Raw genomic sequence first — 21,325 nt, forward strand, 5'->3', positions numbered from 1 at the left:
CTCTCCTTGCAAAGGGCCGAAAGTGTAACCCATCTATCCGGAATGAACTGTCACCCATCTCTCGGGAAGGGCATCGGTGTACGGCCCGGAGAGATGGGTAACGGTTTATACCGGAGACTTCGGTAACCCTTTGGCCCGAACGGGCTTTGGAGCCTCACTTGGCCACAACCACCGCCAAAACCAGGCGCGTCCTGATCACCGGCGCCGGCGCTGTTGACGGTATCGGCTTTGCCATTGCGCGCCGGTTTGGCCGGGCCGGGCATGCGGTTTGCCTGACCGGCGCCAGCGCGCGGGTGATGGAGCGCGCTGGCGAGCTTCGCGGCGAGGGCATCGATGCCACGGCCGCGGTCGCCGATCTCACCATTGCCGCGGAGGTGGAGCGGCTGCGGGCCGAGGTCGGCGCTGTCGATATCCTGGTCAACAATGCCGGCATGGGATCGCTGGCCTCGCCATCCGTCGACAGGACCTTCCTGACGATGAGCGAGGCCGAGTGGGACCAGGGCATCGAGACCAGCCTGAAGACCGCGTTTCTCGTTACCAGGGCGTTTCTGCCGGCGATGGTCGAAGCGGGGTATGGCCGCATCGTCAATGTCGCATCGGTGACCGGGCCGCTGGTCTCCTACCAGGGCACCGCCGCCTATTCCGCGGCGAAGGCCGGGATGGTCGGCCTGACCCGTACATTGGCGCTGGAAGTGGCGCGCCACGGCGTCACCGCCAATGCCGTGGCGCCTGGCTGGATCGAGACAGGCGCGTCGAGCGAGGCGGAGCGGATAGCGGCCCTGCATGCGCCGCCGGGCCGCGCCGGCCGGCCCGATGAGGTCGCGGCGGCGGTCGTGTTCCTGGCCTCCGAGAGCGCCAGCTATATCAACGGCGCCTTGCTGGTGGTCGACGGCGGCAACAGCCTTGAAGAACGCAAGGGATAGCCGCGCGGCCAGCCTTATGCCCGGGTGGATTTCGACCTTCGGAATTCCTTCCACCCGGACTGACCCGTGATCTCTCTCGGCAGAAATCTCCTCGCCGCCACACTGGACCCGCCTGACATTGACTCAATCATCAGTCTGCGCTAATCATAAGTCATGACTGTTGATAGCGCACAGCTTGCCGCCCTGGGTGATCCGACCCGAAGGCAGATTTTCGAGCTGATCGCGGAGCGGCCGCGCACGGTGGCGGAGGTCACGCGGCAGGTCAGCGTGTCGCAGTCCGCGGTGTCGCAGCATCTCAAGGTGCTTCGGGATTCGCGGCTAGTGCGCGCGGAGCCGAAGGGCGCCAGCAACGTCTACCACATCGATCCGCACGGGCTTGGCCAGATGCGCGCCTGGCTCGACCGGTTCTGGAGCAAGACGCTCGCGGCCTACAAGCTGGCCGTCGAGACCCCACCAGAGGAGTGACCATGAACACGCAAGTCCCCATCGCCTCCGTAAAACAATCCGTGGTGGTCGAGGCGCCGATCGCGCGCGCCTTCAAGGTTTTCACCGAGGATTTCGGCCGTTTCAAACCGCCAGAGCACAATCTGCTTGCAGCCCAAATCGCCGAGACGGTGTTCGAGCCTCGGGTCGGCGGCCACGTCTATGACCGCGGCGTCGACGGCAGCGAGTGCCGCTGGGCGCGCGTGCTGGCTTACGAGCCGCCCAACCGCGTGCTCCTGAGCTGGGACATCAGCCCGCAATGGCGCATCGAGACCGACCCGGCCAAGACCAGCGAGTGGGAGGTGCGGTTCACAGCCGAAACGGCTGAGCGCACTCGCGTCGAGATCGAGCATCGCAACCTGGAGCGCCATGGCCAGGGCTGGGAAGGCGTCCGCGACGCCGTCGCCGGCGATCAGGGCTGGCCGCTCTACCTGCAGCGCTATGTCGATCTGGTCGCTCGGCAGGCCTGACCGCAGTTTTTATAGGCGCTTCGCCGCATGGGCGGTCAGGGCACCACGCCCCTGCACGCCCAGGCGACATTGGCGAACGACCTCGGCCCGTCCGGTCGCCCGGCCTGATAGGCATCGCGTACGGCAGCCTCGGTGCGCACCCGCTCGGCCGGCTCCAGCGTGGTCATGTATTTGCCGAGTGAGCCCTCGCCGGCCGATATCGGCGCCCAATAGTCGGCGAAGTCCTGGTAATCCATGCGGATCATCAGCTCGGTTTCGGTCATTTCGGCCAGCCCCTGCTCCACGAAGGTCCGTTTCATTTCACCGGGCTGCATCATCGGCTGGAAGCAATAGCGGCTGCGCATCTGGCGGCCGCCTTCGCTGAGCGCGGCCACCGTGTCGATCATCATGCGCATGCCCGCCATGCCGCCGAGATGGTCCCACACCACGGCCGCGACCACGCCGCCCGGCCGCGTTACCCGGCGCATCTCGGCAACCGCCTTGCCGGCTTCCGGCACGAAGTGAAGCACCAGCAGCGCCAGCGCGCGGTCGAACGCATTGTCGGCGAACGGCAAGGCGGTGGCGTCCGCCTGCTTGATCTCGATGCGCGGATCGGTGTTGCGCCGCTTTGCCGCCTCGACGAAAACAGGCGAAAAGTCGATTGCCGTGATCGCCGCGAGCCCGGCGGATTTCGCCAGCTCAAAGGTCAGGCTGCCGGTGCCGCAGCCGACGTCGAGGATCTGTTCGCCGGGGGCGAGCCCGGCGAAATCGATGAATTTGGGCGCGAGCTTTCGGCTCCAGCGGCCCATGAGCTGCTCATAGCCGGATGCGTCATGAACGGTGAAACTCGACGTCATATGCCCCTCTTCTGGCTGTGGGCGAAGGCTAGACTGCAATCAGGATGAAGCCAAGGCGCGGGGGGCACGGTGGGACGGAGAAAAGGCCGGCGTTTATGCGGCGCCCTTGAACGTCGCCACGCTCTCCCGCTCCACCAGCGGGCACTCCAGCTTGGTGATGGGATAGCGCCCCCTGCCCACCTGCGCCGGCGCTTCCAGCTGCTCGATCGCCCATTGGCCCATCGCCATATGCGGCAGGATCGAGGTGGTCAGCGGCGGGAACAAATGCCGGGCGATTTCCTCGTCGTCGTAGCCGACGACCGAAATGTCGGCGGGAATGTGCAGGCCGGCTTCCTTCAGCGCTTCGTAGCAGCCGATCGCGGTGCGGTCGTTCTGACAGAAGATGGCGGTCGGGCGGTCCTTCAGGGCCAAGAGCTTCACCGTCGCGGCGTAACCGGCGCTGGCCGACCAGTCGCCCTCGACCACCAGTTCGGGGTCGAACGGGATGTCGGCGGTGGCGAGCGCGCGGCGGTAACCTTTCAGCCGGTCCTGCGCGGCCTGCATCCAGGGTTCGCCCGTGATGGTGGCGATGCGGCGGTGGCCGTGACCGATCAGGTGCCGCGTCGAGCTCTGGCCGCCGGCGATCTCGGAGGGCACCACGGCGGGGAAGGCATAGTCCGACGTGTAGCAGTTGAGCAGGATGACTGGGATGTCGAGGCCGTAGAGGAAGTCCGGCGCCGTGATCTCGCGGGTGAAGATGGTCATGTAGATCAGCGCCGAAATGCCCCGCCTAGTCAGCGCCTGTATGGCGCGCGGCTCCATCACGGCGTCGCCCATGGTCTGCGCCACCAAAAGCACGTTGCCGGCATTCCACGAGGCCTGCCGCGCGCCCTCGATGGCCACGACCGCCTCCGGGCTGGTGGCGAGCTGGTCGACGGCAAAGCCGATCACGCCGTCGAGCCCATCAAAGGCGGGCCCATCAAAGGCGGGCCCATCAAAGGCGGCGCCCTCGAAAGCTGCAACCGGCTGCTTCAGCGCCGAAAAGGCGGGGGCGCTGTAGCCGAGCGCCCGCGCCGCCTCGATCACCCGCTCCCGGGTCTGCTGCGACAGGCGAATGCCCGGCGAATTGTTGAGCACGAAGGAGACCGTCGCCTGCGAGCAGCCGGCGGCGCGCGCAATGTCGGTCATGGTGACGCGGCCCTTGGGCTTTGCCGCCGCCTTGCGGCGCTTCCCAATGGCCCGGTCCATCGTCTCGCTCATGCCGCCCCCAAATCCCCAGCCTGTCTAGCCGCGGCCCGCCGGGCCGACAAGATGAGGCGATGCTTCCAGTCCAAGGGGACATCGACCGAACTAATAACTATTATCATCCTCGCGACCTCATCCCATCTGCAAGCTCAAGCGCCGCAAAATCCCAAGATCGTGCGGCTTCGGCTTCGTGCGGCCAAGGGATCGACGCGTCGGCAAATCGGTCCTTGCTAATAGTGTTTACTAATACAAGAATGCGCTGTACCGTCAATCCATCGCATCCGGCCCGGTCGGGTCCAGGTGTGGTGGGAGTGTGGTGGGAGCGTCTGTGAATGGCCCGATGGCGAGCGGTATTTGCCTCCGCCAACATTGTCTCGCATATGTGATATGTCAGACAAATCGGACTATTTACGAATGAGGAATGGTTGTCTAAAGTCCGTGGCCGTGGCTGGGAACGACGCCAGTCTTCTCAGTGCGGGACCCTTGGGGAGGAGGGGCGTCCAAGCCGCAAACGGCAATTCCAGTGTGCAAGACAATCCAGTGAGCAAGACATTCCAGTGAGCTAGTCCGGTCAGTCCTACGACTGACCAAAACGGGAGGTTGAACATGAAATCCTTGATACGCAATGCATCCGTGGCCGCCGCGGCCCTGGCTGTCGGCCTGACGGCGACAGCTATCGCGCGCGCCGACGACAAGCCGACGCTGGCCTTCGTCGTCAACGGCGCTTCCGATTTCTGGAAAGCGGCCGAAGCCGGCGTCAAGAAGGCGCAGGGCGAACTGCCCGACTACACGCTCGAACTCAAATATCCCGAACAATCCTCGGTCGCCATCCAGCAGCGGCTGATGGACGATCTGGTGACCGCCGGCGTCAAGGGCATCATGGTCTCGGCCGTGGATCCCAAGACCTCGACCGATGGCCTGAACAAGATCGCTTCGCAAACGGCGCTGTTCACCACCGACAGCGATGCTCCGCAGACTAAGCGCGTCGCCTATATCGGCTCGTCCAACGTCGACGCCGGCAAGCAGGCGGCTGAAATCGCCAAGAAGGCGATGCCGAACGGCGGCAAATGCCTCGGCTTCGTCGGCCTGCTCGGCGCCGACAATGCCAAGGAGCGCATCCAGGGCATGAAGGATGGCCTCGCCGGCACCAAGATCGAGCTCGTCGACGTGCGCGGCGACGACATCGACCAGGCGCGCGCCAAGAAGAATGTCGAGGACGCGCTTGTCGCCAGCCCCGACGTCACCTGCATGGTCGGCTTCTACTCCTACAACACGCCACGCATCTATGAGGCGCTGCGCGATGCCGGCAAGCTCGGCTCGATCACCGTCGTCGGCTTCGATGACGATCCGATCACGCTGGGCGGCGTCAAGGAAGGAACCATTGCCGCCACCGTCGTGCAGCAGCCCTTCGAATGGGCCTATCAGGGCATGAAGCTGATGGCCGCCTATCTCAAGGGCGACAAATCGGGCATCCCGGCCAACGGCCTGATCATCATCCCGACCAAGATCATCGGCAAGGATGACGTTGACGCCTATGCCGCCAATCTCAAGGCGATGTCTGGAAACTAAGACTACACCCGGTTCAGCCGGCTCAACTCGCTTGAGCCGGCTGTTCGCATTGACGAACCCTGCCGGGATCGTCAGTCTGCAGATCGGGCCGTTTTGGCCCACCGGCTGCTGTCAGGCATGATGAATTATTCCGACACATCCATCGCGGCGACCACTCCGTTCCTCAGCCTGGAGAACGTGCGCAAGACCTATCCGGGCGTCGTGGCGCTCGACGGGTTTTCCATGGAGGTCAGGCCGGGCGAGGTCATCGGCCTAGTCGGCGAGAACGGCGCGGGCAAGTCGACGCTGATGAAGATCCTCGGCGGCGTCACCACGCCGGATACCGGCACCATCACCGTCGACGGCACCGCCCATAAGGACCTGACGGTCGAAGGCAGCCTTGGTTCCGGCATCGCCTTCGTCCACCAGGAACTCAACCTGTTCGAAAACCTCGATGTCGCCGCCAACATCTTCTTCGGCCGCGAACCGCTGCGCGCCGGGCCGCTGAGGCTGGTCGACCGCGCGAAACTGCGCGAAATGGTGGCGCCGCTGCTGAAGCGCGTCGGCGCCAATTTCTCAGCCGACACACAGGTCGCGGACCTGTCGCTGGCGCAGCAGCAGATGGTCGAGATCGCCAAGGCGCTGTCGATCAAGGCCAGATTGGTCATCCTCGACGAGCCGACATCGAGCCTGCCGCTCGCCGAAACCGACAAGCTGCTCGATGTCATCAAGGCGCTGAAGGCCGACGGCATCAGCGTCATCTTCATTTCGCACCGCCTGCACGAGATCGAGCGCGTCGCCGACCGGGTCGTCGTGCTGCGCGACGGCATGCTGGCCGGCACGCTAGGCAAGCGCGACATCAACCACGACCAGATGGTCAAGCTGATGATCGGCCGCATGTTGAAGGAACGTGAAAAGGCCTCCGAGGCGGGGCGGGCGCCGGGCGCCGTGGCGCTCTCGGCCAAGGCCATCCGCACCCCCACCTATCCCAGCCGGCCGGTCGATCTCGACGTCAGGCGCGGCGAAATCCTCGGCCTTGCCGGCCTCGTCGGCTCCGGCCGCACCGAACTGGCGCGGGTGTTCTTCGGCATCGAAGCCAGCCTTGGCGGCACGCTGGAACTCAACGGCAAGCCGCTGGCGCTGGCGAGTGCCGCCGATGCCGTCGCGCAAGGCATTTTCCTCGTGCCGGAAGACCGCAAGCTGACCGGCATCCTGCTCGACCTGTCGATCGCCCAGAATATTTCACTCCCCAATTTGCCGGCGCATGCCAGGCGCTCGCTGGTCTCCAACAGCGCGGAAGTCGCTACCGCCGAGAAGCAAAAGAAGAATCTCGGCATCAAGGCGCCTTCGGTGCAGACGCGCACCGGCACGCTGTCGGGCGGCAACCAGCAAAAAGTCGTGCTCGGCAAATGGCTCGCCATGAACCCGAAGGTGATGATCCTCGACGAGCCGACGCGCGGCATCGACATCGGCGCCAAGGCGGAGATTTACGGGCTGATGCGGGCGCTGGCGGACGCCGGCGTCGCCGTGCTGATGATCTCCAGCGACATGGAAGAGGTGATCGGCGTCTCCGATCGCATTGCCGTCATGCATGAGGGCCAGATCTCGGGCATTCTCGACAAGGATCAGTTCAGCCAGGAAAACGTGCTGCTGCTGGCGGTGGGCAAGCCGGCAAACTAATGCATGCCGCGCAAAAGTGACCCTCGGTTTTGCGGCAACGGCATGCATAAACAAAGAGCTGAAGCGCGCGACGCGCTTTAGCTAAGCGGAGACGACCATGACAAAGAAAGATCTTGGCCTGCTGATCCTGATCCTGGTGGTCGGAGCGATTGTTGCCATCATCAATCCGCGCTTCCTCCTGCCGATCAATCTCGCCAACACCTCGAACCTCATCGGTCTGTTTGGTATCCTGTCGATAGGGCAGGCCTTCGTCATCATCACCGGCGGCATCGAGCTGTCCGTTGGCTCCGTCGTCGCGTTGCTCGGGACGCTGTTCATCGACTTCATCGCCGTACGCGGCATGGGATGGCCGATCGCCTTCGTGCTGATCCTGGTGCTCGGCGCCATCATCGGGCTGGCGCATGGCTGGCTGATCACGCGGCTCAAGCTGCAGCCCTTCGTCGTCACCTTGTGCGGCCTGTTGATCTATCGCGGCGTCGCGCGCTTCTACACCGCCGACGGCACGGCGGGCTTCGCCTTCGGCCAGAATTTCCCAACGCTCGAATTCCTGACCGCCGGCCGCTCGTATGGCGTGCCGAACTCCTTCTTCGCGCTGATCGTCATCGCCATCGTCATGTGGGTGGTGCTGCACCGCTCGGTGTTCGGGCGCTATCTCTACGCCATCGGCAAGAACGAGGAGGCGGCGAAATATTCCGGCATTCGCACCGGGCGCGTCGTCATGGCGGCTTACGTCATCTGCGGCGTGCTCACCGCGCTGTCGGCGATTTATTTCGCCATGTATACGCGCTCGATCTCGCCGGCCAGCCATGGCCAGTTCTACGAGCTCTACGCCATTGCGGCCGCCGTGCTCGGCGGCTTCTCGCTGCGCGGCGGCGAGGGCTCGCTGATCGGCGTCATCCTCGGCACGGTGCTGCTGCAGGAATTGCAGAACCTGGTCAACCTGCTCGGCATTCCCTCCTCGCTCAACTTCGCGGTGATGGGTGGCGTCATCCTCATCGGCGTGCTGGTCGACCAGCAATGGGGCGTGTTCCGGGCGCGGCGGCGGATGGTCGATGCCGCCCGCAAGGGCGCGGTCGGCGCGGCGGCGGAATAACGCCAGCCAGCGTGGTGCTTGTCCCTGTGGAAGAAGTAGCATACCCGCGCTGCGGGGAGCCGCGGGGCTTGCGTGCCTTCATGGCCACCGTCGGGTCATCCCGTCCATGCGGCCTTGCTTAACTACCTGCTGCCCTCGCGTGCGGCGCGGCGAACGCTTTGCAAAAGGATGGCAAGGCAGCCGACCAGCAGCAGCCCACCGCCAAGCAGCGGTGGCAGTGCGAGCAGCTTCACCCCCGCGGTAACGGCGGCCACCAGGACCAGCGCCAGCAGCGCCAGATTGCCGTCATCGACGAACATGCCGAAGAATTCCCTGGCGACGAGACGAAGGACGTTCATCGGGCGAGCCCTCCGGCTGCTGTCGGACGGGTGCCGCGCAGCCAGCGCACCATGGCGAATGACGCCAGAGCGACGATGGCGAAGATGGCGAGCAGGGCAAGATCGGCGCCCGGCCAGTCGGCGCCGATCCCCTCGCCGGTCCAGAAGATGCCGAAGCTGGTCAGCATCAGCCCGACCACGAATTTCAGCGCATTCTCGGGCACGCGCGCCAGCGGCCGGTGAACCGCCAGACCGACAAGCATCACCAGGATGAAAGCGGCCAGCGCGCCCATGCTGGCGTAAAATGTCTGTCCATGCGCGGCGCCGACGGCGATGACGATGAACACCACCTCGACGCCCTCGAGCAGCACCGCCTTGAAGGAGGCCAGTCCGGCGAGGTAGTCGGCGCGCCGGTCGTCGGCCTGCCGGTGCAGCGCCGCGGTTTCCTTGGCGAAGGCCGCCTCCTCGTCATGCAGGGCGATGACGCCGACGCTGCGCAGGATGGCCTTTCGCAGCCAGCGCATGCCGAACAGGATCAGCAGCACCCCGACAGCGAACTGCAGCATCGTGACCGGCACCAGCGCCAGCAACGGCCCGAACGCCAGCACCAGGGCCGCCAGCAGCGCCAGCGCCAGCGCGGCGCCCGTCAGTGCCGGACGCCAGCTGCGTGTCACTCCGACCGCAAGCACGATGGTGAAAGCTTCGACAACTTCGACCAAGGAGGCGAGAAATGCCGCCGTGATTGTCGAGAGGATGGGTGTCAATGTCTGCATCAAGGCTTCCTGTCTGGCTCGACCCTGATTCCCGGGGCGAATTCCGGATCGTAATCCAGAATCACCCTAGGCGGCCAGCATCCCCAAGCGTTCCGGCGGCAGCGCAAGCAAACGGGTGAAGCGGGCCCGGCTCTAGATCAGGCCCGACATGTCGGAAAAGGCCATCGCCTTGCGCAGCAGCTCGGCGAAGCGCTCGCCGGCCACCTCGCGCGGGCCGCTATTGTCGATCGACGTGACGCCCGGACCGGACAAGGTCACATTGGCGCTGCGCGCCAGCCGCGCCAGCACTTCGCCGCGCGACTCGCGGCCGCGCATCGCCAGCCGTTCCGCCAGCACCTCGGGCGAAGCGGTGATCTCGACGATTGCCAGATTGGCATAGCGTTCGCGCAAGGTGGGGATGATCGCGCGCGACACGTTGGCCACGGCGACGTGGCCATTGGAGACGGACCAGTCGACATCGGCAGGCAGGCCATAGCGCAGGCCATGCGCTTCCCAGGAGATGGCGAAGGCGCCGTCGGCATCGGCCTCGGCGAAGGCGGCGTCAGCCAGCGTGTCGTGATCCTCGCTCGCCGCGTCGCTCGGCCTGGTGATGACGCGGCGCACGAACTCCAGTTGCGTCTCGTCGGCGAAACGCGCCTTGGCATAACCGATCACCGTGTCCTTGCCGGCACCGCTCGGGCCCACGACAGCGACAAAGACGCCGTGACGGATCGGAAAGGTTTCGGCGGACAGTTCGCGCTCGATCAAGGCCGACACCATCATGCCACCCGGCGTCCCTGCCGCCATACGGTGCGTACGACCGGAACGTGATCGTCGACGCGCACGCGCACCAGATCGGCGCGGCGTCCCTGCTCGATGACACCGCGGTCGTCAAGGCCGACGGCCTGCGCCGGGTTCTTCGAAACCATGGCGACGGCCTGCGGCAGCGAAATGCCTTCGACCATGTCACCGAGGAAGAAGGCCGACTGGATCAGGCTGAAGGGGATGTAATCGGAGGACAGGATGTCGAGCAGGCCGTCGCTGGCCAAGGTGCGGGCCGAGACATTGCCCGAATGCGAGGCGCCGCGCATGACATTGGGCGCGCCCATCAGCACGCCGAGCCCGGCGGCCTTCGAGGCCCGCGCCGCTTCCTCGGTGGTCGGGAACTCGGCCACCCGCACGCCCTGCTCAATGGCCTCGTCGACATGGGCCGACGTGGCGTCGTCGTGGCTGGCGAGCACGATACCGCGCTCCTGGCAGGCGGCGGCGATGAAGACGCGGTTCGGTCCGGAGTTGCGTGCCGATTCGTCCATCCGCTTCTCGCAGAATTTCTGGAAGTCGCGATCCGAGAGTTTCAGCTTGCGCTGGTAGTAGTAGGCATAGGTTTCCAGATTGACGAACTGGCGCTGGCCCGGCGCATGGTCCATCAGCGATGCCAGCCTGACCCGCTCGTCGCCGTCGAAATTGGCGAATGCCTTGAGGCAATCCGGCGCTGAAACCTCGCAGCGAAGATGCAGGAAATGATCGGCCCGCAGACGGTCCTGCGCAACGCTGTCCTCGATCGCATCGGCCAGCTTGCGGATGTCGTCCAATGTCAGGTCGGCGTCTTCGTCCATGCCGACGCGGAGCGCGTCGAGCACGGTGGTGATGCCGGCGGTCGCGACCTGCGCGTCATGGGCAAGCACCGCGGCGATCGGGTTCCAGCGCACTTTCGGCCGCGGCGCGTAATGGCCTTCGAGATGATCGGTGTGGAGTTCGACCAGCCCGGGAATGATATAGTCGCCGCCCATGTCCTCGCCGATGCGGCCAGTGCCAGCATCGATGCCGGCGATAAAGCCGTCGCGCAGCACCAGTGAACCCTCGACGATCTCGTCGGCAAGAACGATGCGGGCGTTGGAAAGGACAGTTTCGACGGTCATTGCGGGTAGTCCTTGATTCTTGCAGTCGGGTTCGTTCAGGCGATTTTCCGGGCCGGGCGGCGTCCGAGGCCGTGCTGGGAAAGCGCCATGAACGGCGCACCGGGTTCGGGTTCGACAAACAATGTCAGCGCATCCACCAGCACGGGCTGGCGCAACACATCGGCGAAAAGGCTGTCGATCGCCGCGCGCAGCCGGGGGCTTTCCTGCGGTCCGGCTCGGCCGGACAGGGTCATGTGGAAGCGGAAGGTGTCGAAGACATAGGGGTAACCCCATTGGCAGAGATTGCGAAACTCGGCCGGCTTCAGCGAATCCGGACTGCGCCGCTCGATCTCGGCCTCGCTCAACGGAGCGCGAAACCGGTCGAAATCGCGCACGACGTCGTCGGCGAAGCGGTTGAGCGGAGGCAGCGGACCATCCGGCACAAGCGCGAAGAAGCCGTCGATCTGGCTGACGACAAGGCGCGGGACCGTCACGACAGGCGTTGCTTCGGCAAAACGGTCGAGCGCCGCGCGCAGCGAAGCCTCGGTCTCTGTGGCAGCCAGGTGGAAGGGCGCTTTCAGCGTGGCATGAAAGCCATAGCGGCGCGCCGAAGCGGTGTGGAAGGCCACTTCCGCCGCAGACAAGTCGGCAACGGCCTCAACAGGCCTGGTCGCGGCACCAAACGGGTCGCGGCCCAGCCAGTTGGCGGCGATTCGCGCCAGCGGCTCGTCCTGCCGGGGAGTGAAATAAATGGCATAACGCATGGGAAGTCCTCGTTAAAGCGCGCCGCGTTTGAAGTGAGGGTGCGACGCGCTTTAAATCTTCATTTGGTGCATGTCGTCGTCCCAAAACCGCTACGCACTTTTGGGTGACATGCACTGGAACTGTTGCCATAGGTGATTTCCATGACGGATTGACGAAGCTTTGAAGGGTTTTCGAAGGCAAATCGACCCTCAGGGTCGTTAGCCGACGATTTTTCAAAGCTGGACCAATAGGTTCAGCCGGAAACGCAGAGCGGTCAGGCCTTCATCAACCATTCGTGCTCGGGCGCATTGTGGAATTTCCACGTCCGCTTCGGCCCGGCCATCACATTGAGATAATAGAGGTCATAGCCGTGGCAGGCGGCACAGGGATGATAGCCCCTGGGCACCAGCACCACGTCGCCGTCCTCGATCGCCATGGCTTCGTCCAGCGCGCGCCGGCCATCCTTGTCGGCGTCGGTATAGACGCGCTGGAAGGCAAAGCCCTGCGGCGGGTTGAGGCGGTGGTAGTAGGTCTCCTCGAGATAGGATTCAGCGGGCAGGTTGTCCTGGTCATGCTTGTGCGGCGGGTAGCTCGACGTGTGGCCGCCGGGCGTGATGACCTCGACCACCAGCAATGAGTCGGCGGGCTGGCCTTCCGGCAGGATGTTGGTGACGTAGCGCGTGTTGGTGCCCTTGCCCCGCACCTCCTGGCCGAGATCGTCCGGTCCGATCACCCGGACCGGCAGGCCGCCGCCAAGGCCGGGCGCCGAGCACACGCCAAGTTCCAGCTCGGTATCGGCCGTCACCGACCAGTCCGATCCCTGCGGCACGTAGACGGACCACGGCTTGCCCTCGAAAGGCGACATGCGCTCGCCGAGCAGGCCGAGATCCTTGCCGGCGGCTGTCGCGGTACCCTTGCCGGTCACGAACACCAGGCAGACTTCACGGTCGTCCGTCTTTCCCGAGGCGCTTTCGCCTGGTTTCAGCCGATGCAGGTCGAAACCGACATAAGTCCAGCCGGCGCTTTTCGGCGTCACATGCGCGACGCGGCCATGGCCCTTGTCGGCTTTGACGAGCAGTTTGGACATTTTGTCTCTCCTGTTCCAGTGGCTTGACGGGTTGCAGCTTGTCCAGGCCGACGATTTCACCGGTTGTTCAAAAGGATCATCGCAGACGCCTCAGATTGGCCGAGGCGCTGCAAGCTAATCGCCTACGCGACCAGTCACTCCTTCGGTTCGGGCTCGGCCTCTTTTTCTTCAGCCGGCTTGTAGAGATAAAAAAACTGCCAGGCGCCGTAGCCGGCGAAACCGAGCGCGATCACGCCCCAGAACGGCGTGCCGGAAGCGAATTCGATCACCGACCAGATCAGGCAGACCGCGACGACGGCGATGCGCCGCCAAAGCGGGCGGAAGAACGGGTGTTCATAATCTTTCATCGCGCCATCCGTAACTCAGCAATCTGCCTCAGATAGACCGCGCGGCACCGTGAATCCAGCCTTCAGGCACTCGGAAAGCCTTGCGTCTCGACGGTGTAGCCGGCATCCGTCATCACCCGCATCAGCTCCTTGTAGCCGACCTCAGCCATCTTGAGCGGCGGGTTCTTCCTGGGATCCTGCTCGGCCTCGACCACGAACCAGCCTTCATAGCCATGATCCGCGAAGCGCTGCACGATGGCGCCAAAATCGAGCGAACCGTCGCCCGGCACGGTGAAGGCGCCGAGCGCCACGGCGTCGAGGAAGGACTGCTTCGTACGGTCGAGCTTGTCGATCACATCCATGCGCACATCCTTCACATGGACATGGCTGATGCGCTTGTGATGGTTGTCGATGGCGCGCAGCACGTCGCCGCCGGCAAACGCGAGGTGTCCGGCATCGAGCAGCAGCGGGATGCCTTCGCCGGAATGGCGCATGAAGGCATCGAGCTCCGGCTCGGTCTCGACCACGGCCGCCATGTGATGGTGATAGGAAAGCGGCATGCCTTGCTCGGCGCACCATTCTCCGAATTCCGTCAGGCGCCGCGCGTAGGCTTTCATCTCATCACTGGTGAGCTTCGGCTTGGTGGCGAGCGGCTTGGATCGGTCGCCCTGGATCGAGCGGCCGACCTCGCCATAGACGATGCAAGGCGCGTCAACCGCCTTGAACAGGTCGATCATCGGCTGGATGCGGTCCTTGTTGGCAGCCATTTCCTCGTCGACCAGCGTGCCCGAGAACCAGCCGCCGCAGAGCGTCACGTCGGCGGCCTTCAGGATCGGCAGCATGACGGCGGGATCGTTGGGGAAGCGACGGCCCATCTCCATGCCTGTAAAGCCGGCCGAGCGCGATTGGCGCAAGCATTCCTCCAGCGACACGTCATCGCTGAGTTCGGCAAGATCGTCGTTCCACCATGCAATGGGGGACATGCCCAGTTTGGCTTTCAAGTCGTCACTCCGGTGCTAAAACAGTTCTTGTTCGTTGGAGCCGCCCTCATCCGCCTGCCGGCACCTTCTCCCCGTAAACGGGAGAAGGGAGGAGCCTCGGCGCCGACATCAATCGCCGATGGTCTGCATCTGCCGTTTCTCATCATAGACCTTGCGCGCCGCGTTGACCTGGCTGCGGGCGGACACTTCCGGCACCGCCACGTCCCACCAATGGCCGCCGGCGTCGGTGGAAACCAGCGGATCGGTGTCGATGACCAGCACGGTGGTGCGGTCGTTCTTCTTGGCCTTCTGCAGCGCGTTTTCCAGCTCGGCGATGGACGGCACCTTCTCGGCGATCGCCCCCATGCTCGCCGCATGCGCGGCAAAGTCGATGTCGGGCAAAATATCGTGGCGCGAGTCTTTCAGGAGATTGTTGAAGTTGGCGCCACCGGTCGCCATCTGCAGCCGGTTGATGCAGCCAAAACCCCTGTTGTCGAGCAGCACGATGGTGAGCTTGAGGCCAAGCATCACCGAGGTGGCGATCTCGGAATTCAGCATCAGATAGGAGCCGTCGCCGATCATGACCACGACCTCATCGTCGGGCTTGGCCATCTTGGTGCCGAGCCCGCCGGCGATTTCGTAGCCCATGGTCGAGAAGCCGTATTCGGCATGGTAGGAGCCGGGCGCGCCCGCTTGCCAGAGCTTGTGCAATTCGCCGGGAAGGCCGCCTGCCGCGTGCAGCAGCGTCACGCCGGAGCCCATGGCGCGCTGTACGGCGCCGATCACCTGCGCGTCGGAGGGGAAAGCGGCATTGGTCGAGGCCGTCACCTTGGCCGCATCGGCCTGCCAGGCTTTCTTGCCGGTGACCGCATTGTCGGTCCAGGCCTCAGGCGCCTTCCAGTCTTGCAGCGCGGCGGCGAGTTCGGCGAGCCCTTCGGCCGCGTCGGCGACCAGCGGCAGCGCCCGGTGTTTGCCGGCATCGAAAGGCTGCACGTTGAGCCCGATGATGGTCTTGCCCGACTTCTTGAACAGCGCCCACGAGCCGGTGGTGAAATCCTGCAGCCGCGTGCCGATGGCAAGCACCACATCGGCCTCTTCCGCCAGCCGGTTGGCGGCCGAGGTGCCGGTGACGCCAACCGCCGCCATGTTGAGCTTGTGATCGTCCGGCAGCGAGGACTTGCCGCCTTGCGTCTCGCAGACCGGAATGCCCGCGCCTTGCGCGAATTTGGCCAGTTCATCGGAAGCCTGCGAATAGAGAACGCCGCCGCCGGCAATGATCAATGGCTTCCTGGCGCCCTTGAGTGCCGCGACGGCGGCCGCCAGTTCGCCGCGGTCCGGACGCGGCCGCCGCTGGCGCCAGATCCGCTCGGCAAAGAAGCTCTCGGGATAGTCATAGGCCTCGGCCTGTACATCCTGGCAGAGCGAAAGCGTCACCGGGCCGCAATCGGCCGGGTCGGTCAGCACCTGCATGGCGCGATTGAGCGCCGGGATGATCTGTTCCGGCCGCGTGATGCGGTCGAAATAGCGCGACACCGGCCGGAAGCAGTCGTTGACCGTCGCCGTGCCGTCGGAAAAATCCTCGGCCTGCTGCAGCACCGGGTCGGGAATGCGGTTGGCGAAGACATCGCCCGGCAAAAACAGGACGGGCAACCTGTTTACGTGGGCAAGTGCTGCCGCCGTCACCATGTTCAGCGCGCCGGGGCCGATCGAAGAGGTCGCGGCCATGAAGCGACGGCGGAAATTGGCCTTGCCATAGGCGATCGCCGCATGCGCCATCGCCTGTTCGTTATGGGCGCGAAAGGTCGGCAGTTGGTCGCGCACCTGGTAGAGCGCTTCGCCGATGCCGGCGACATTGCCATGGCCGAAGATCGCCCAGACGCCACCAAAAATCGGCACCTTTTTGCCGTCGATCTCGGTCATCTGGTGGGACAGGAAGCGGGTCAGCGCCTGCGCCATCGTCAGGCGGATTGTCTTGGTCATATCGGTTTTTCCTCCGCAGTCCTTATGCAGCGCCTTGTTATGCCGCCTTGCGGCCGCGGGCGGCAAGCCACGCCTCGGTCAGTTGTTCGAAGCGCGACGCCATGTCGGCGACAGCCTCCTCATCCGACATCTTGCCGGCCAGCCATTGTTCGGCGGCGTGGACGAAGATGGTGCGGCCGACGGCAAAGCCTTTCACGATGGGCGCCTTGGCGGTGGCGGCGAACGCCGCTTCCAGTTCGTCCTGCGGCGCTTCCAGGCCAAGCAGTACGATGCCTCGACACCGGGGATCGTGCCTCAGGATCACCGCCTCGATCCTGGCCCAGGCGCCGCTCGACGCCTGCGGTTCGAGCTTCCACCAGTCCGGCTTGATGCCGAGCGCATAGAGTTCCTCCAGCGCGCGCGGGATCGTCGTATCGTCGAGCTTGCCATGCTTGCCGGCGATGATCTCGATCAGAAGTTCCCGGCCGACTTTGCGTGCGGCCTCGAACAGCGCGCGCAGCTTCTGCTGCTGTTCTTCCTTCAAGGCCGCCGGATCGTCCGGATGGTAGAAGCACAGGCACTTGATGCAGTGATCGACCGGCCATTCGGTGAGTTGCGAGCCGATGTCCTGGGAGAATTCGAAGCGCAGCGGCCGCGAGCCCGGCAGTTCCACCGGGCGTCCAAGCCAGGCGAAGGAATGCCGGGCGAACTCGAACATCGCCTCGCGGCCGTGTTTCTCGTCGATCAGCATGCCATAGCCGTCGCGGCCGGCGGCGACCTTGGCCGCTGCCTTGACCGCCAGCACCTTGAAGTCGCGTATGCGCGCCGGATCGGCACCGGTCTTGGCTGCTACATCCTCGAGCTGCACACGGTGATCGCAGGCAAGCGCCATCAGCGACGGGATGTCGCGCCGGCGTGTCGTCGCCCAATGGATGTGGTTGATTGCCTCGTCCTTGCGCAGCGCGCGATGCTTGCTGCCGTTCCTGAGGAAGAACTGCAGCTCCTCGAAGGTCGGATATTCCGGCGCGCAGAGCAGCCGCGACACGGCGAAGGCGCCGCACGCATTGGCCCAGGTCGCCGCGGTGGCGAAGCTTTCGCCGCCGAGCCAGCCACGCAGCAAGCCCGACATGAAGGCGTCACCGGCGCCCAGCACGTTGTAGATCTCGATCGGGAAACCCTCGCCGACGATGCCGTCCTCGAGATCGTCGCTGATCGGCCCGTCATAGACGATGCAGCCCATGGCGCCGCGCTTCAAGACGATGGTGGCCGAGGACAGGGCCCGGATCGCCTTCAGCGCGCTCAGGCAGTCGTCGGCGCCGGACGCGATCATGATCTCTTCCTCGGTGCCGACGATGAGATCGCAATCGGGCAGCACCGTCTTCAACTGGGCCGAGACCCGGTCCGATTTGACATAACGCTCAAAGCCCTCGGCGTGGCCGGCGAGACCCCACAGGTTCGGCCGGTAGTCGATGTCGAAGACCACCTTGCCGCCCCTGGCCTTCATGATGCGGATGGCCTTGCGCTGGGCGGCGTCACTGTTGGGGCGGGAAAAGTGCGTTCCGGTGACGACGATCGCGCGGGCCGAGGAAATAAACGCCTCGTCGATGTCCTCTTCGGCCAGCGCCATGTCGGCGCAGTCCGAACGGTAGAAGATCATCGGCGAAACGCCTTCGCTCTCGACCGAAAGCAGCACCAGCGCGGTCAGCCGCTCCTTGTCGGTCTTCAGCCCGTCGACATTGACGCCTTCGCGCTTCAGCTGTTCGCGGATGAAGCGGCCCATCTGCTCGTCGCCGACACGCGTCAGCAGTGCCGAGCGCAACCCGAGGCGCGCCGTGCCGACCGAGATGTTGGCCGGGCAGCCGCCGACCGACTTGGCGAAAGAGGTGATGTCCTCAAGCCGCGAGCCGATCTGCTGGCCATAGAGGTCGACGGACGCGCGGCCGATGGTGATGACGTCGAGCGGCGCCTGTCTTGCGTCCACGGCTTCGCTCATTGGAACCTCCCGTCGGTCTTGTCGTCATGGACAACATTGTTTGGGTAACACGCGCGAGCGGCAGCGTGGCGCCGACAATATGAAATAATAATTCCAATCCATAGTCAATATGGAATGAGCATTCCCTTGGCTAAAATTGCCTTGATGGGATGCTCGATCAAGCCTTGCGCTTGCGAGTCGCGTCGCGCCGCTTCTCGCCGACGCCGACGGTCAGCGCCATGGCCAGCGCCATTGTCGCCGACAGCGAGCGGAAGCCGGCGAAATCCGCCTCGGCAACCTCGAACCAGACCCTGGCGAACTGGGCGAGCGGCGAGAATGAGCTGTCGGTGATGGCAACGATCGGCACCCCCTGCTCGGCAATGGCGCGCGCCTCCTCGATCGTGGCCGGCGCGTAGGGCGAGAAGCTGATGGCGATGACGGCGTCCGCCGGCGTGGCGAAGCCGACCATCTCGGCATTCAGGCCGGCGGCCGATTCGATCAGCTGGTTGCGGATCTTCAGCTTACCGAGCGCATAGGCGATATAACTCGCCACGGGATAGGAGCGCCGCTTGGCCAAGACATAGATGGTCTGCGCCTTTGCCAGCAGCGAAATCGCGTCTTCAAGATGCGTGTCATCCAGCGTGCGGGAAATATCGTTGAGCGAAGTGCTGGCGGCGGCAATGAAGCCGTCGAAGATCGCCCGGTGACCGGCGCCGCCCTCGGCCTTGGCGCGCAGCGCTTGCAGCCGCTCGTCATAGGAGGAGTTGCGCTCGCGCAGCCGCTCGCGGAACACCTGCTGCAGGCTGGTAAAACCGTCGAAACCGAGTTGCTGGGCAAAGCGGATCAGGGTCGAGGGCTGCACGCCGGCCGAAGCGGCGATGCTGGCGGCGGTGCCGAAGGCGATATCGTCGGGATTGTCGAGCGCATAGGCGGCGATCTGGGCGATGCGCTTGGGCAAGCTCTCGCGCCGATCCAGAATGGTGGCGCGCAGCGTCTCGAAGTCGCGAGGTACCTGTTCGTCCATCGTCGCTCTGTTCAGGCTGTCTGGAAGCTCTCTCTGCCCCATCATAGCGGGCCTGCGCAAGAACGCCATAAAAAATGAGGCAGACATTCCATTCCTGGAGAAAATGGACTAATTCATCCACGCAGCATTCATGGCAGCGGAGGACGAAAAATGGTCGGCGTAGGTCTTATCGGCACGGGCTTCATGGGCAAATGCCACGCCATCGCGTGGAGTGCGGTCGGTGCGGTCTTTCCGGACGCGACCAAGCCAAGGCTCGTCCATCTCGGCGAGATCAACGAGGATCTCGCCAGGCGCAAGGCCGGCGAGCTCGGCTTCGCCAAGGCCTCCGGCGACTGGCGCGCCGTGATCAATGATCCCGAAGTCGATATCGTCTCGCTCACCACGCCCAACCAGTTTCATCCGGAGATGGCCATCGCCGTCCTCGAAGCCGGCAAGCATCTGTGGTGCGAAAAGCCGATGGCCCCGAGCTTTGCCGAAGCCGAGGCGATGGCAGCCGCGGCCAAGAAATCAGGCAAGGTCGCGGCGCTTGGCTACAACTACATCCAGAGCCCGGCCATCCGTCACATCGGCGCGCTGCTCGACGAGAAGATCATCGGCGAGGTCAACCATCTGCGCATCGAGATGGATGAGGATTTCATGGCCGATCCCGAGGCGCTTTTCTTCTGGAAGCACGAGGCGTCTTCCGGCTACGGTGCGCTCGACGATTTCGCCGTGCATCCGCTGTCGCTGGTCACGGCGCTGTTCGGCCGCGTCGCCAGCGTCATCTGCGACATGGCCAAGCCCTATGCCGACCGCAAACTGGCGGCCGGCGGGCGCCGCGCGGTCGAGACCTACGATATCGCCAGCGTGCTGATGCATCTCGAAAACGGCGTTGCCGGCACGCTGCAGGTCAACCGCTCGGCCTGGGGCCGCAAGGGCCGCATCGCCATCCAGATCTTCGGCTCCAAGGGATCGATCCTGTTCGACCAGGAGCGGATGAACGAATTCCAGCTCTACCTCACATCGGACCGGCCGACCGAACAGGGCTATCGCACCATATTGGTGGCGCCGCAGCACAGGCCCTACGACCTTTTCGTACCGGCGCCCGGCCACAGCCTCGGCTTCAACGACCTCAAGATCATCGAATGCCATGAATTGCTGACGCGGCTTGCCGGCAAGCCGGCCCGGCTCATCGAGTTCGCCGAAGGGCTGGAGATCGAGCGCACCGTGCATGCGATGGCGCGTTCGTTCGAGGAGAAGCGCTGGGTGGATGTAAGGTAGGGTTCACTGCGCTGGTCGCCTTAGCCGGCGGCCGCTGCATTGACTTCCCATCCATCGACCCAGATCTGCCGCAAACGATCGCCTTCGCCCTTGAAGCGTAGGCCGGTCGGCTGGCAATCCTCGATGCGGTCGCTGCGGAAATTGCGGATTGCCTGGCGCAATTCGCACCAGGCTACGATGTTGGCGGTCTCGGCATAATAGATCAGCGCGATCGGACGAATCAGGCGCTCGGAGGCACGGCCGAGTTCGTCGCGGTAGGAAAGATCGAGCTTTTCCTCGTCGCGGATGGCGCGGCGCACCAGCGCAAGGTCGATCGTGCCGGCGGACGGTGCGGCGAAGCCCCAGGCGTGCAACGCATTGGCCTCGAGCGTCTGACGCAAGGGCGGCGGCACCGCGCCGGCGATCTTGGCGCTGACGCGCTTGGCCGCCTGCTTGAGTTCGTCGTCTCCGGTGCGCTCCAGCAGCGCCAGCGACAGCACGATCGCCTCCATCTCCTCGATCGAGAACATCAGCGGCGGCAGGTCGAAACCGGGGCGCAGTATGTAGCCGACGCCACGGCCGCCCTCGATCGGGACACGCATGGCCTGCAGTGCCGCGATGTCGCGGTAGATCGAGCGTATCGTCACTTCCAGCTGCCCCGCAATCATTGCCGCCGTCACCGGCCGGCTGGCCAGCCGCAGGATCTGAATGATCTCGAACAGGCGCGATGCCTTGCGCATTTTTTCACCGGCTGCGATCACAACTGACAC

General features: G+C 64.5%; 21 protein-coding genes. 7 read left to right on the plus strand and 14 right to left on the minus strand.

The annotated features are described in order from the left end of the window. Window positions 1-158 precede the first annotated feature (158 nt). The 3 genes from FJ941_RS24180 (at window position 159) to FJ941_RS24190 (ending at window position 1,876) form a co-directional block, all read left to right on the plus strand. Window positions 159-923: an SDR family NAD(P)-dependent oxidoreductase gene (locus tag FJ941_RS24180; RefSeq protein WP_140509563.1), complete on the plus strand. Its 765-nt coding sequence runs from the start codon at window positions 159-161 to the stop codon at window positions 921-923. A gap of 153 nt (window positions 924-1,076) precedes the next feature. After that, window positions 1,077-1,388, plus strand: a complete 312-nt coding sequence (locus FJ941_RS24185; RefSeq protein WP_140509564.1) for a metalloregulator ArsR/SmtB family transcription factor — start codon at window positions 1,077-1,079, stop codon at window positions 1,386-1,388. A 2-nt stretch (window positions 1,389-1,390) separates the two neighbouring features. Beyond that, window positions 1,391-1,876: an SRPBCC family protein gene (locus tag FJ941_RS24190; protein WP_140509566.1), complete on the plus strand. Its 486-nt coding sequence runs from the start codon at window positions 1,391-1,393 to the stop codon at window positions 1,874-1,876. A gap of 35 nt (window positions 1,877-1,911) precedes the next feature. Here the strand turns inward: FJ941_RS24190 and FJ941_RS24195 are convergent, their stop codons facing one another. Next, window positions 1,912-2,712: a class I SAM-dependent methyltransferase gene (locus tag FJ941_RS24195; RefSeq protein WP_140509568.1), complete on the minus strand. Its 801-nt coding sequence runs from the start codon at window positions 2,710-2,712 to the stop codon at window positions 1,912-1,914. A gap of 93 nt (window positions 2,713-2,805) precedes the next feature. After that, window positions 2,806-3,951 carry a LacI family DNA-binding transcriptional regulator gene (locus tag FJ941_RS24200; protein ID WP_181169940.1) on the minus strand — a complete coding sequence of 382 codons (1,146 nt, stop codon included), beginning with the start codon at window positions 3,949-3,951 and terminating at the stop codon, window positions 2,806-2,808. A 591-nt stretch (window positions 3,952-4,542) separates the two neighbouring features. Here FJ941_RS24200 and FJ941_RS24205 point away from each other — a divergent pair. The 3 genes from FJ941_RS24205 to FJ941_RS24215 all read left to right on the plus strand — a co-directional run bounded on the left by FJ941_RS24205 (window position 4,543) and on the right by FJ941_RS24215 (window position 8,257). Further along, complete coding sequence (locus tag FJ941_RS24205) at window positions 4,543-5,505, plus strand: sugar-binding protein (protein ID WP_140509570.1); 963 nt, start codon at window positions 4,543-4,545, stop codon at window positions 5,503-5,505. A gap of 120 nt (window positions 5,506-5,625) precedes the next feature. Continuing rightward, window positions 5,626-7,164 (plus strand): sugar ABC transporter ATP-binding protein, encoded by a 1,539-nt coding sequence (locus FJ941_RS24210; protein WP_140509684.1) that lies wholly within the window; start codon window positions 5,626-5,628, stop codon window positions 7,162-7,164. A gap of 97 nt (window positions 7,165-7,261) precedes the next feature. Beyond that, window positions 7,262-8,257, plus strand: coding sequence for an ABC transporter permease (locus tag FJ941_RS24215; RefSeq protein ID WP_140509571.1), 996 nt, complete (start codon window positions 7,262-7,264; stop codon window positions 8,255-8,257). A gap of 122 nt (window positions 8,258-8,379) precedes the next feature. Here FJ941_RS24215 and FJ941_RS24220 read toward each other — a convergent pair whose 3' ends face one another. The 11 genes from FJ941_RS24220 to FJ941_RS24270 all read right to left on the minus strand — a co-directional run bounded on the left by FJ941_RS24220 (window position 8,380) and on the right by FJ941_RS24270 (window position 19,316). Then, complete coding sequence (locus FJ941_RS24220) at window positions 8,380-8,595, minus strand: hypothetical protein (RefSeq protein ID WP_140509573.1); 216 nt, start codon at window positions 8,593-8,595, stop codon at window positions 8,380-8,382. Further along, window positions 8,592-9,347: a COG4280 domain-containing protein gene (locus FJ941_RS24225; protein WP_140509575.1), complete on the minus strand. Its 756-nt coding sequence runs from the start codon at window positions 9,345-9,347 to the stop codon at window positions 8,592-8,594. The genes FJ941_RS24220 and FJ941_RS24225 overlap by 4 nt, the downstream gene beginning before the upstream one ends. A 132-nt stretch (window positions 9,348-9,479) precedes the next feature. Beyond that, window positions 9,480-10,109 (minus strand): phosphonate metabolism protein/1,5-bisphosphokinase (PRPP-forming) PhnN, encoded by a 630-nt coding sequence (gene phnN, locus FJ941_RS24230; RefSeq protein WP_181169942.1) that lies wholly within the window; start codon window positions 10,107-10,109, stop codon window positions 9,480-9,482. Further along, window positions 10,106-11,245 (minus strand): alpha-D-ribose 1-methylphosphonate 5-triphosphate diphosphatase, encoded by a 1,140-nt coding sequence (locus FJ941_RS24235; RefSeq protein WP_140509577.1) that lies wholly within the window; start codon window positions 11,243-11,245, stop codon window positions 10,106-10,108. The genes phnN and FJ941_RS24235 overlap by 4 nt, the downstream gene beginning before the upstream one ends. Window positions 11,246-11,280: 35 nt before the next feature. Continuing rightward, the gene (locus FJ941_RS24240; RefSeq protein ID WP_140509578.1) at window positions 11,281-11,988 is read right to left on the minus strand and encodes a DUF1045 domain-containing protein; all 708 of its coding nucleotides are present in this window, start codon (window positions 11,986-11,988) and stop codon (window positions 11,281-11,283) included. Window positions 11,989-12,242: 254 nt separating this feature from the next. Next, window positions 12,243-13,055: a 5-deoxy-glucuronate isomerase gene (iolB, locus tag FJ941_RS24245; RefSeq protein WP_140509580.1), complete on the minus strand. Its 813-nt coding sequence runs from the start codon at window positions 13,053-13,055 to the stop codon at window positions 12,243-12,245. 134 nt (window positions 13,056-13,189) lie between these two features. Next, window positions 13,190-13,402: a DUF3329 domain-containing protein gene (locus tag FJ941_RS24250; protein ID WP_140509582.1), complete on the minus strand. Its 213-nt coding sequence runs from the start codon at window positions 13,400-13,402 to the stop codon at window positions 13,190-13,192. A gap of 62 nt (window positions 13,403-13,464) precedes the next feature. Further along, window positions 13,465-14,382 (minus strand): myo-inosose-2 dehydratase, encoded by a 918-nt coding sequence (gene iolE, locus FJ941_RS24255; protein ID WP_140509584.1) that lies wholly within the window; start codon window positions 14,380-14,382, stop codon window positions 13,465-13,467. A gap of 108 nt (window positions 14,383-14,490) precedes the next feature. Further along, entirely contained in the window at window positions 14,491-16,341 is a 1,851-nt protein-coding gene (gene iolD, locus FJ941_RS24260; RefSeq protein ID WP_140509586.1) for a 3D-(3,5/4)-trihydroxycyclohexane-1,2-dione acylhydrolase (decyclizing), read from the minus strand. A 37-nt stretch (window positions 16,342-16,378) separates the two neighbouring features. Beyond that, on the minus strand, window positions 16,379-18,313 hold the full coding sequence (iolC, locus tag FJ941_RS24265; protein WP_140509587.1) for a 5-dehydro-2-deoxygluconokinase: 1,935 nt from the start codon (window positions 18,311-18,313) through the stop codon (window positions 16,379-16,381). 157 nt (window positions 18,314-18,470) lie between these two features. Continuing rightward, window positions 18,471-19,316, minus strand: a complete 846-nt coding sequence (locus tag FJ941_RS24270; RefSeq protein ID WP_140509589.1) for a MurR/RpiR family transcriptional regulator — start codon at window positions 19,314-19,316, stop codon at window positions 18,471-18,473. A gap of 150 nt (window positions 19,317-19,466) precedes the next feature. Here FJ941_RS24270 and FJ941_RS24275 point away from each other — a divergent pair, with 150 nt between their 5' ends. Next, window positions 19,467-20,576 (plus strand): Gfo/Idh/MocA family oxidoreductase, encoded by a 1,110-nt coding sequence (locus FJ941_RS24275; protein WP_140509590.1) that lies wholly within the window; start codon window positions 19,467-19,469, stop codon window positions 20,574-20,576. Between the two features lie 20 nt (window positions 20,577-20,596). Here FJ941_RS24275 and FJ941_RS24280 read toward each other — a convergent pair whose 3' ends face one another. Next, window positions 20,597-21,295 carry a YafY family protein gene (locus FJ941_RS24280; RefSeq protein ID WP_140509592.1) on the minus strand — a complete coding sequence of 233 codons (699 nt, stop codon included), beginning with the start codon at window positions 21,293-21,295 and terminating at the stop codon, window positions 20,597-20,599. Window positions 21,296-21,325: the final 30 nt, after the last annotated feature.

The sequence above is a fragment of the Mesorhizobium sp. B2-3-13 genome, from assembly GCF_006442195.1.
Taxonomy (GTDB): domain Bacteria; phylum Pseudomonadota; class Alphaproteobacteria; order Rhizobiales; family Rhizobiaceae; genus Mesorhizobium; species Mesorhizobium salmacidum.

Excerpts from the sequence above, each read along its gene's own strand:
- FJ941_RS24250 (WP_140509582.1), bottom strand. The coding sequence starts at position 13,402 with ATGAAAGATTATGAACACCCGTTCTTCCGCCCGCTTTGGCGGCGCATC.
- FJ941_RS24220 (WP_140509573.1), bottom strand. The coding sequence starts at position 8,595 with ATGAACGTCCTTCGTCTCGTCGCCAGGGAATTCTTCGGCATGTTCGTC.
- FJ941_RS24200 (WP_181169940.1), bottom strand. The coding sequence starts at position 3,951 with ATGAGCGAGACGATGGACCGGGCCATTGGGAAGCGCCGCAAGGCGGCG.
- FJ941_RS24235 (WP_140509577.1), bottom strand. The coding sequence starts at position 11,245 with ATGACCGTCGAAACTGTCCTTTCCAACGCCCGCATCGTTCTTGCCGAC.
- iolC (WP_140509587.1), bottom strand. The coding sequence starts at position 18,313 with ATGAGCGAAGCCGTGGACGCAAGACAGGCGCCGCTCGACGTCATCACC.
- FJ941_RS24270 (WP_140509589.1), bottom strand. The coding sequence starts at position 19,316 with ATGGACGAACAGGTACCTCGCGACTTCGAGACGCTGCGCGCCACCATT.
- FJ941_RS24185 (WP_140509564.1), top strand. The coding sequence starts at position 1,077 with ATGACTGTTGATAGCGCACAGCTTGCCGCCCTGGGTGATCCGACCCGA.
- iolD (WP_140509586.1), bottom strand. The coding sequence starts at position 16,341 with ATGACCAAGACAATCCGCCTGACGATGGCGCAGGCGCTGACCCGCTTC.
- FJ941_RS24225 (WP_140509575.1), bottom strand. The coding sequence starts at position 9,347 with ATGCAGACATTGACACCCATCCTCTCGACAATCACGGCGGCATTTCTC.
- FJ941_RS24190 (WP_140509566.1), top strand. The coding sequence starts at position 1,391 with ATGAACACGCAAGTCCCCATCGCCTCCGTAAAACAATCCGTGGTGGTC.
- FJ941_RS24205 (WP_140509570.1), top strand. The coding sequence starts at position 4,543 with ATGAAATCCTTGATACGCAATGCATCCGTGGCCGCCGCGGCCCTGGCT.
- FJ941_RS24275 (WP_140509590.1), top strand. The coding sequence starts at position 19,467 with ATGGTCGGCGTAGGTCTTATCGGCACGGGCTTCATGGGCAAATGCCAC.
- FJ941_RS24280 (WP_140509592.1), bottom strand. The coding sequence starts at position 21,295 with ATGCGCAAGGCATCGCGCCTGTTCGAGATCATTCAGATCCTGCGGCTG.
- iolB (WP_140509580.1), bottom strand. The coding sequence starts at position 13,055 with ATGTCCAAACTGCTCGTCAAAGCCGACAAGGGCCATGGCCGCGTCGCG.
- phnN (WP_181169942.1), bottom strand. The coding sequence starts at position 10,109 with ATGATGGTGTCGGCCTTGATCGAGCGCGAACTGTCCGCCGAAACCTTT.
- FJ941_RS24210 (WP_140509684.1), top strand. The coding sequence starts at position 5,626 with ATGAATTATTCCGACACATCCATCGCGGCGACCACTCCGTTCCTCAGC.
- FJ941_RS24195 (WP_140509568.1), bottom strand. The coding sequence starts at position 2,712 with ATGACGTCGAGTTTCACCGTTCATGACGCATCCGGCTATGAGCAGCTC.
- FJ941_RS24215 (WP_140509571.1), top strand. The coding sequence starts at position 7,262 with ATGACAAAGAAAGATCTTGGCCTGCTGATCCTGATCCTGGTGGTCGGA.
- FJ941_RS24240 (WP_140509578.1), bottom strand. The coding sequence starts at position 11,988 with ATGCGTTATGCCATTTATTTCACTCCCCGGCAGGACGAGCCGCTGGCG.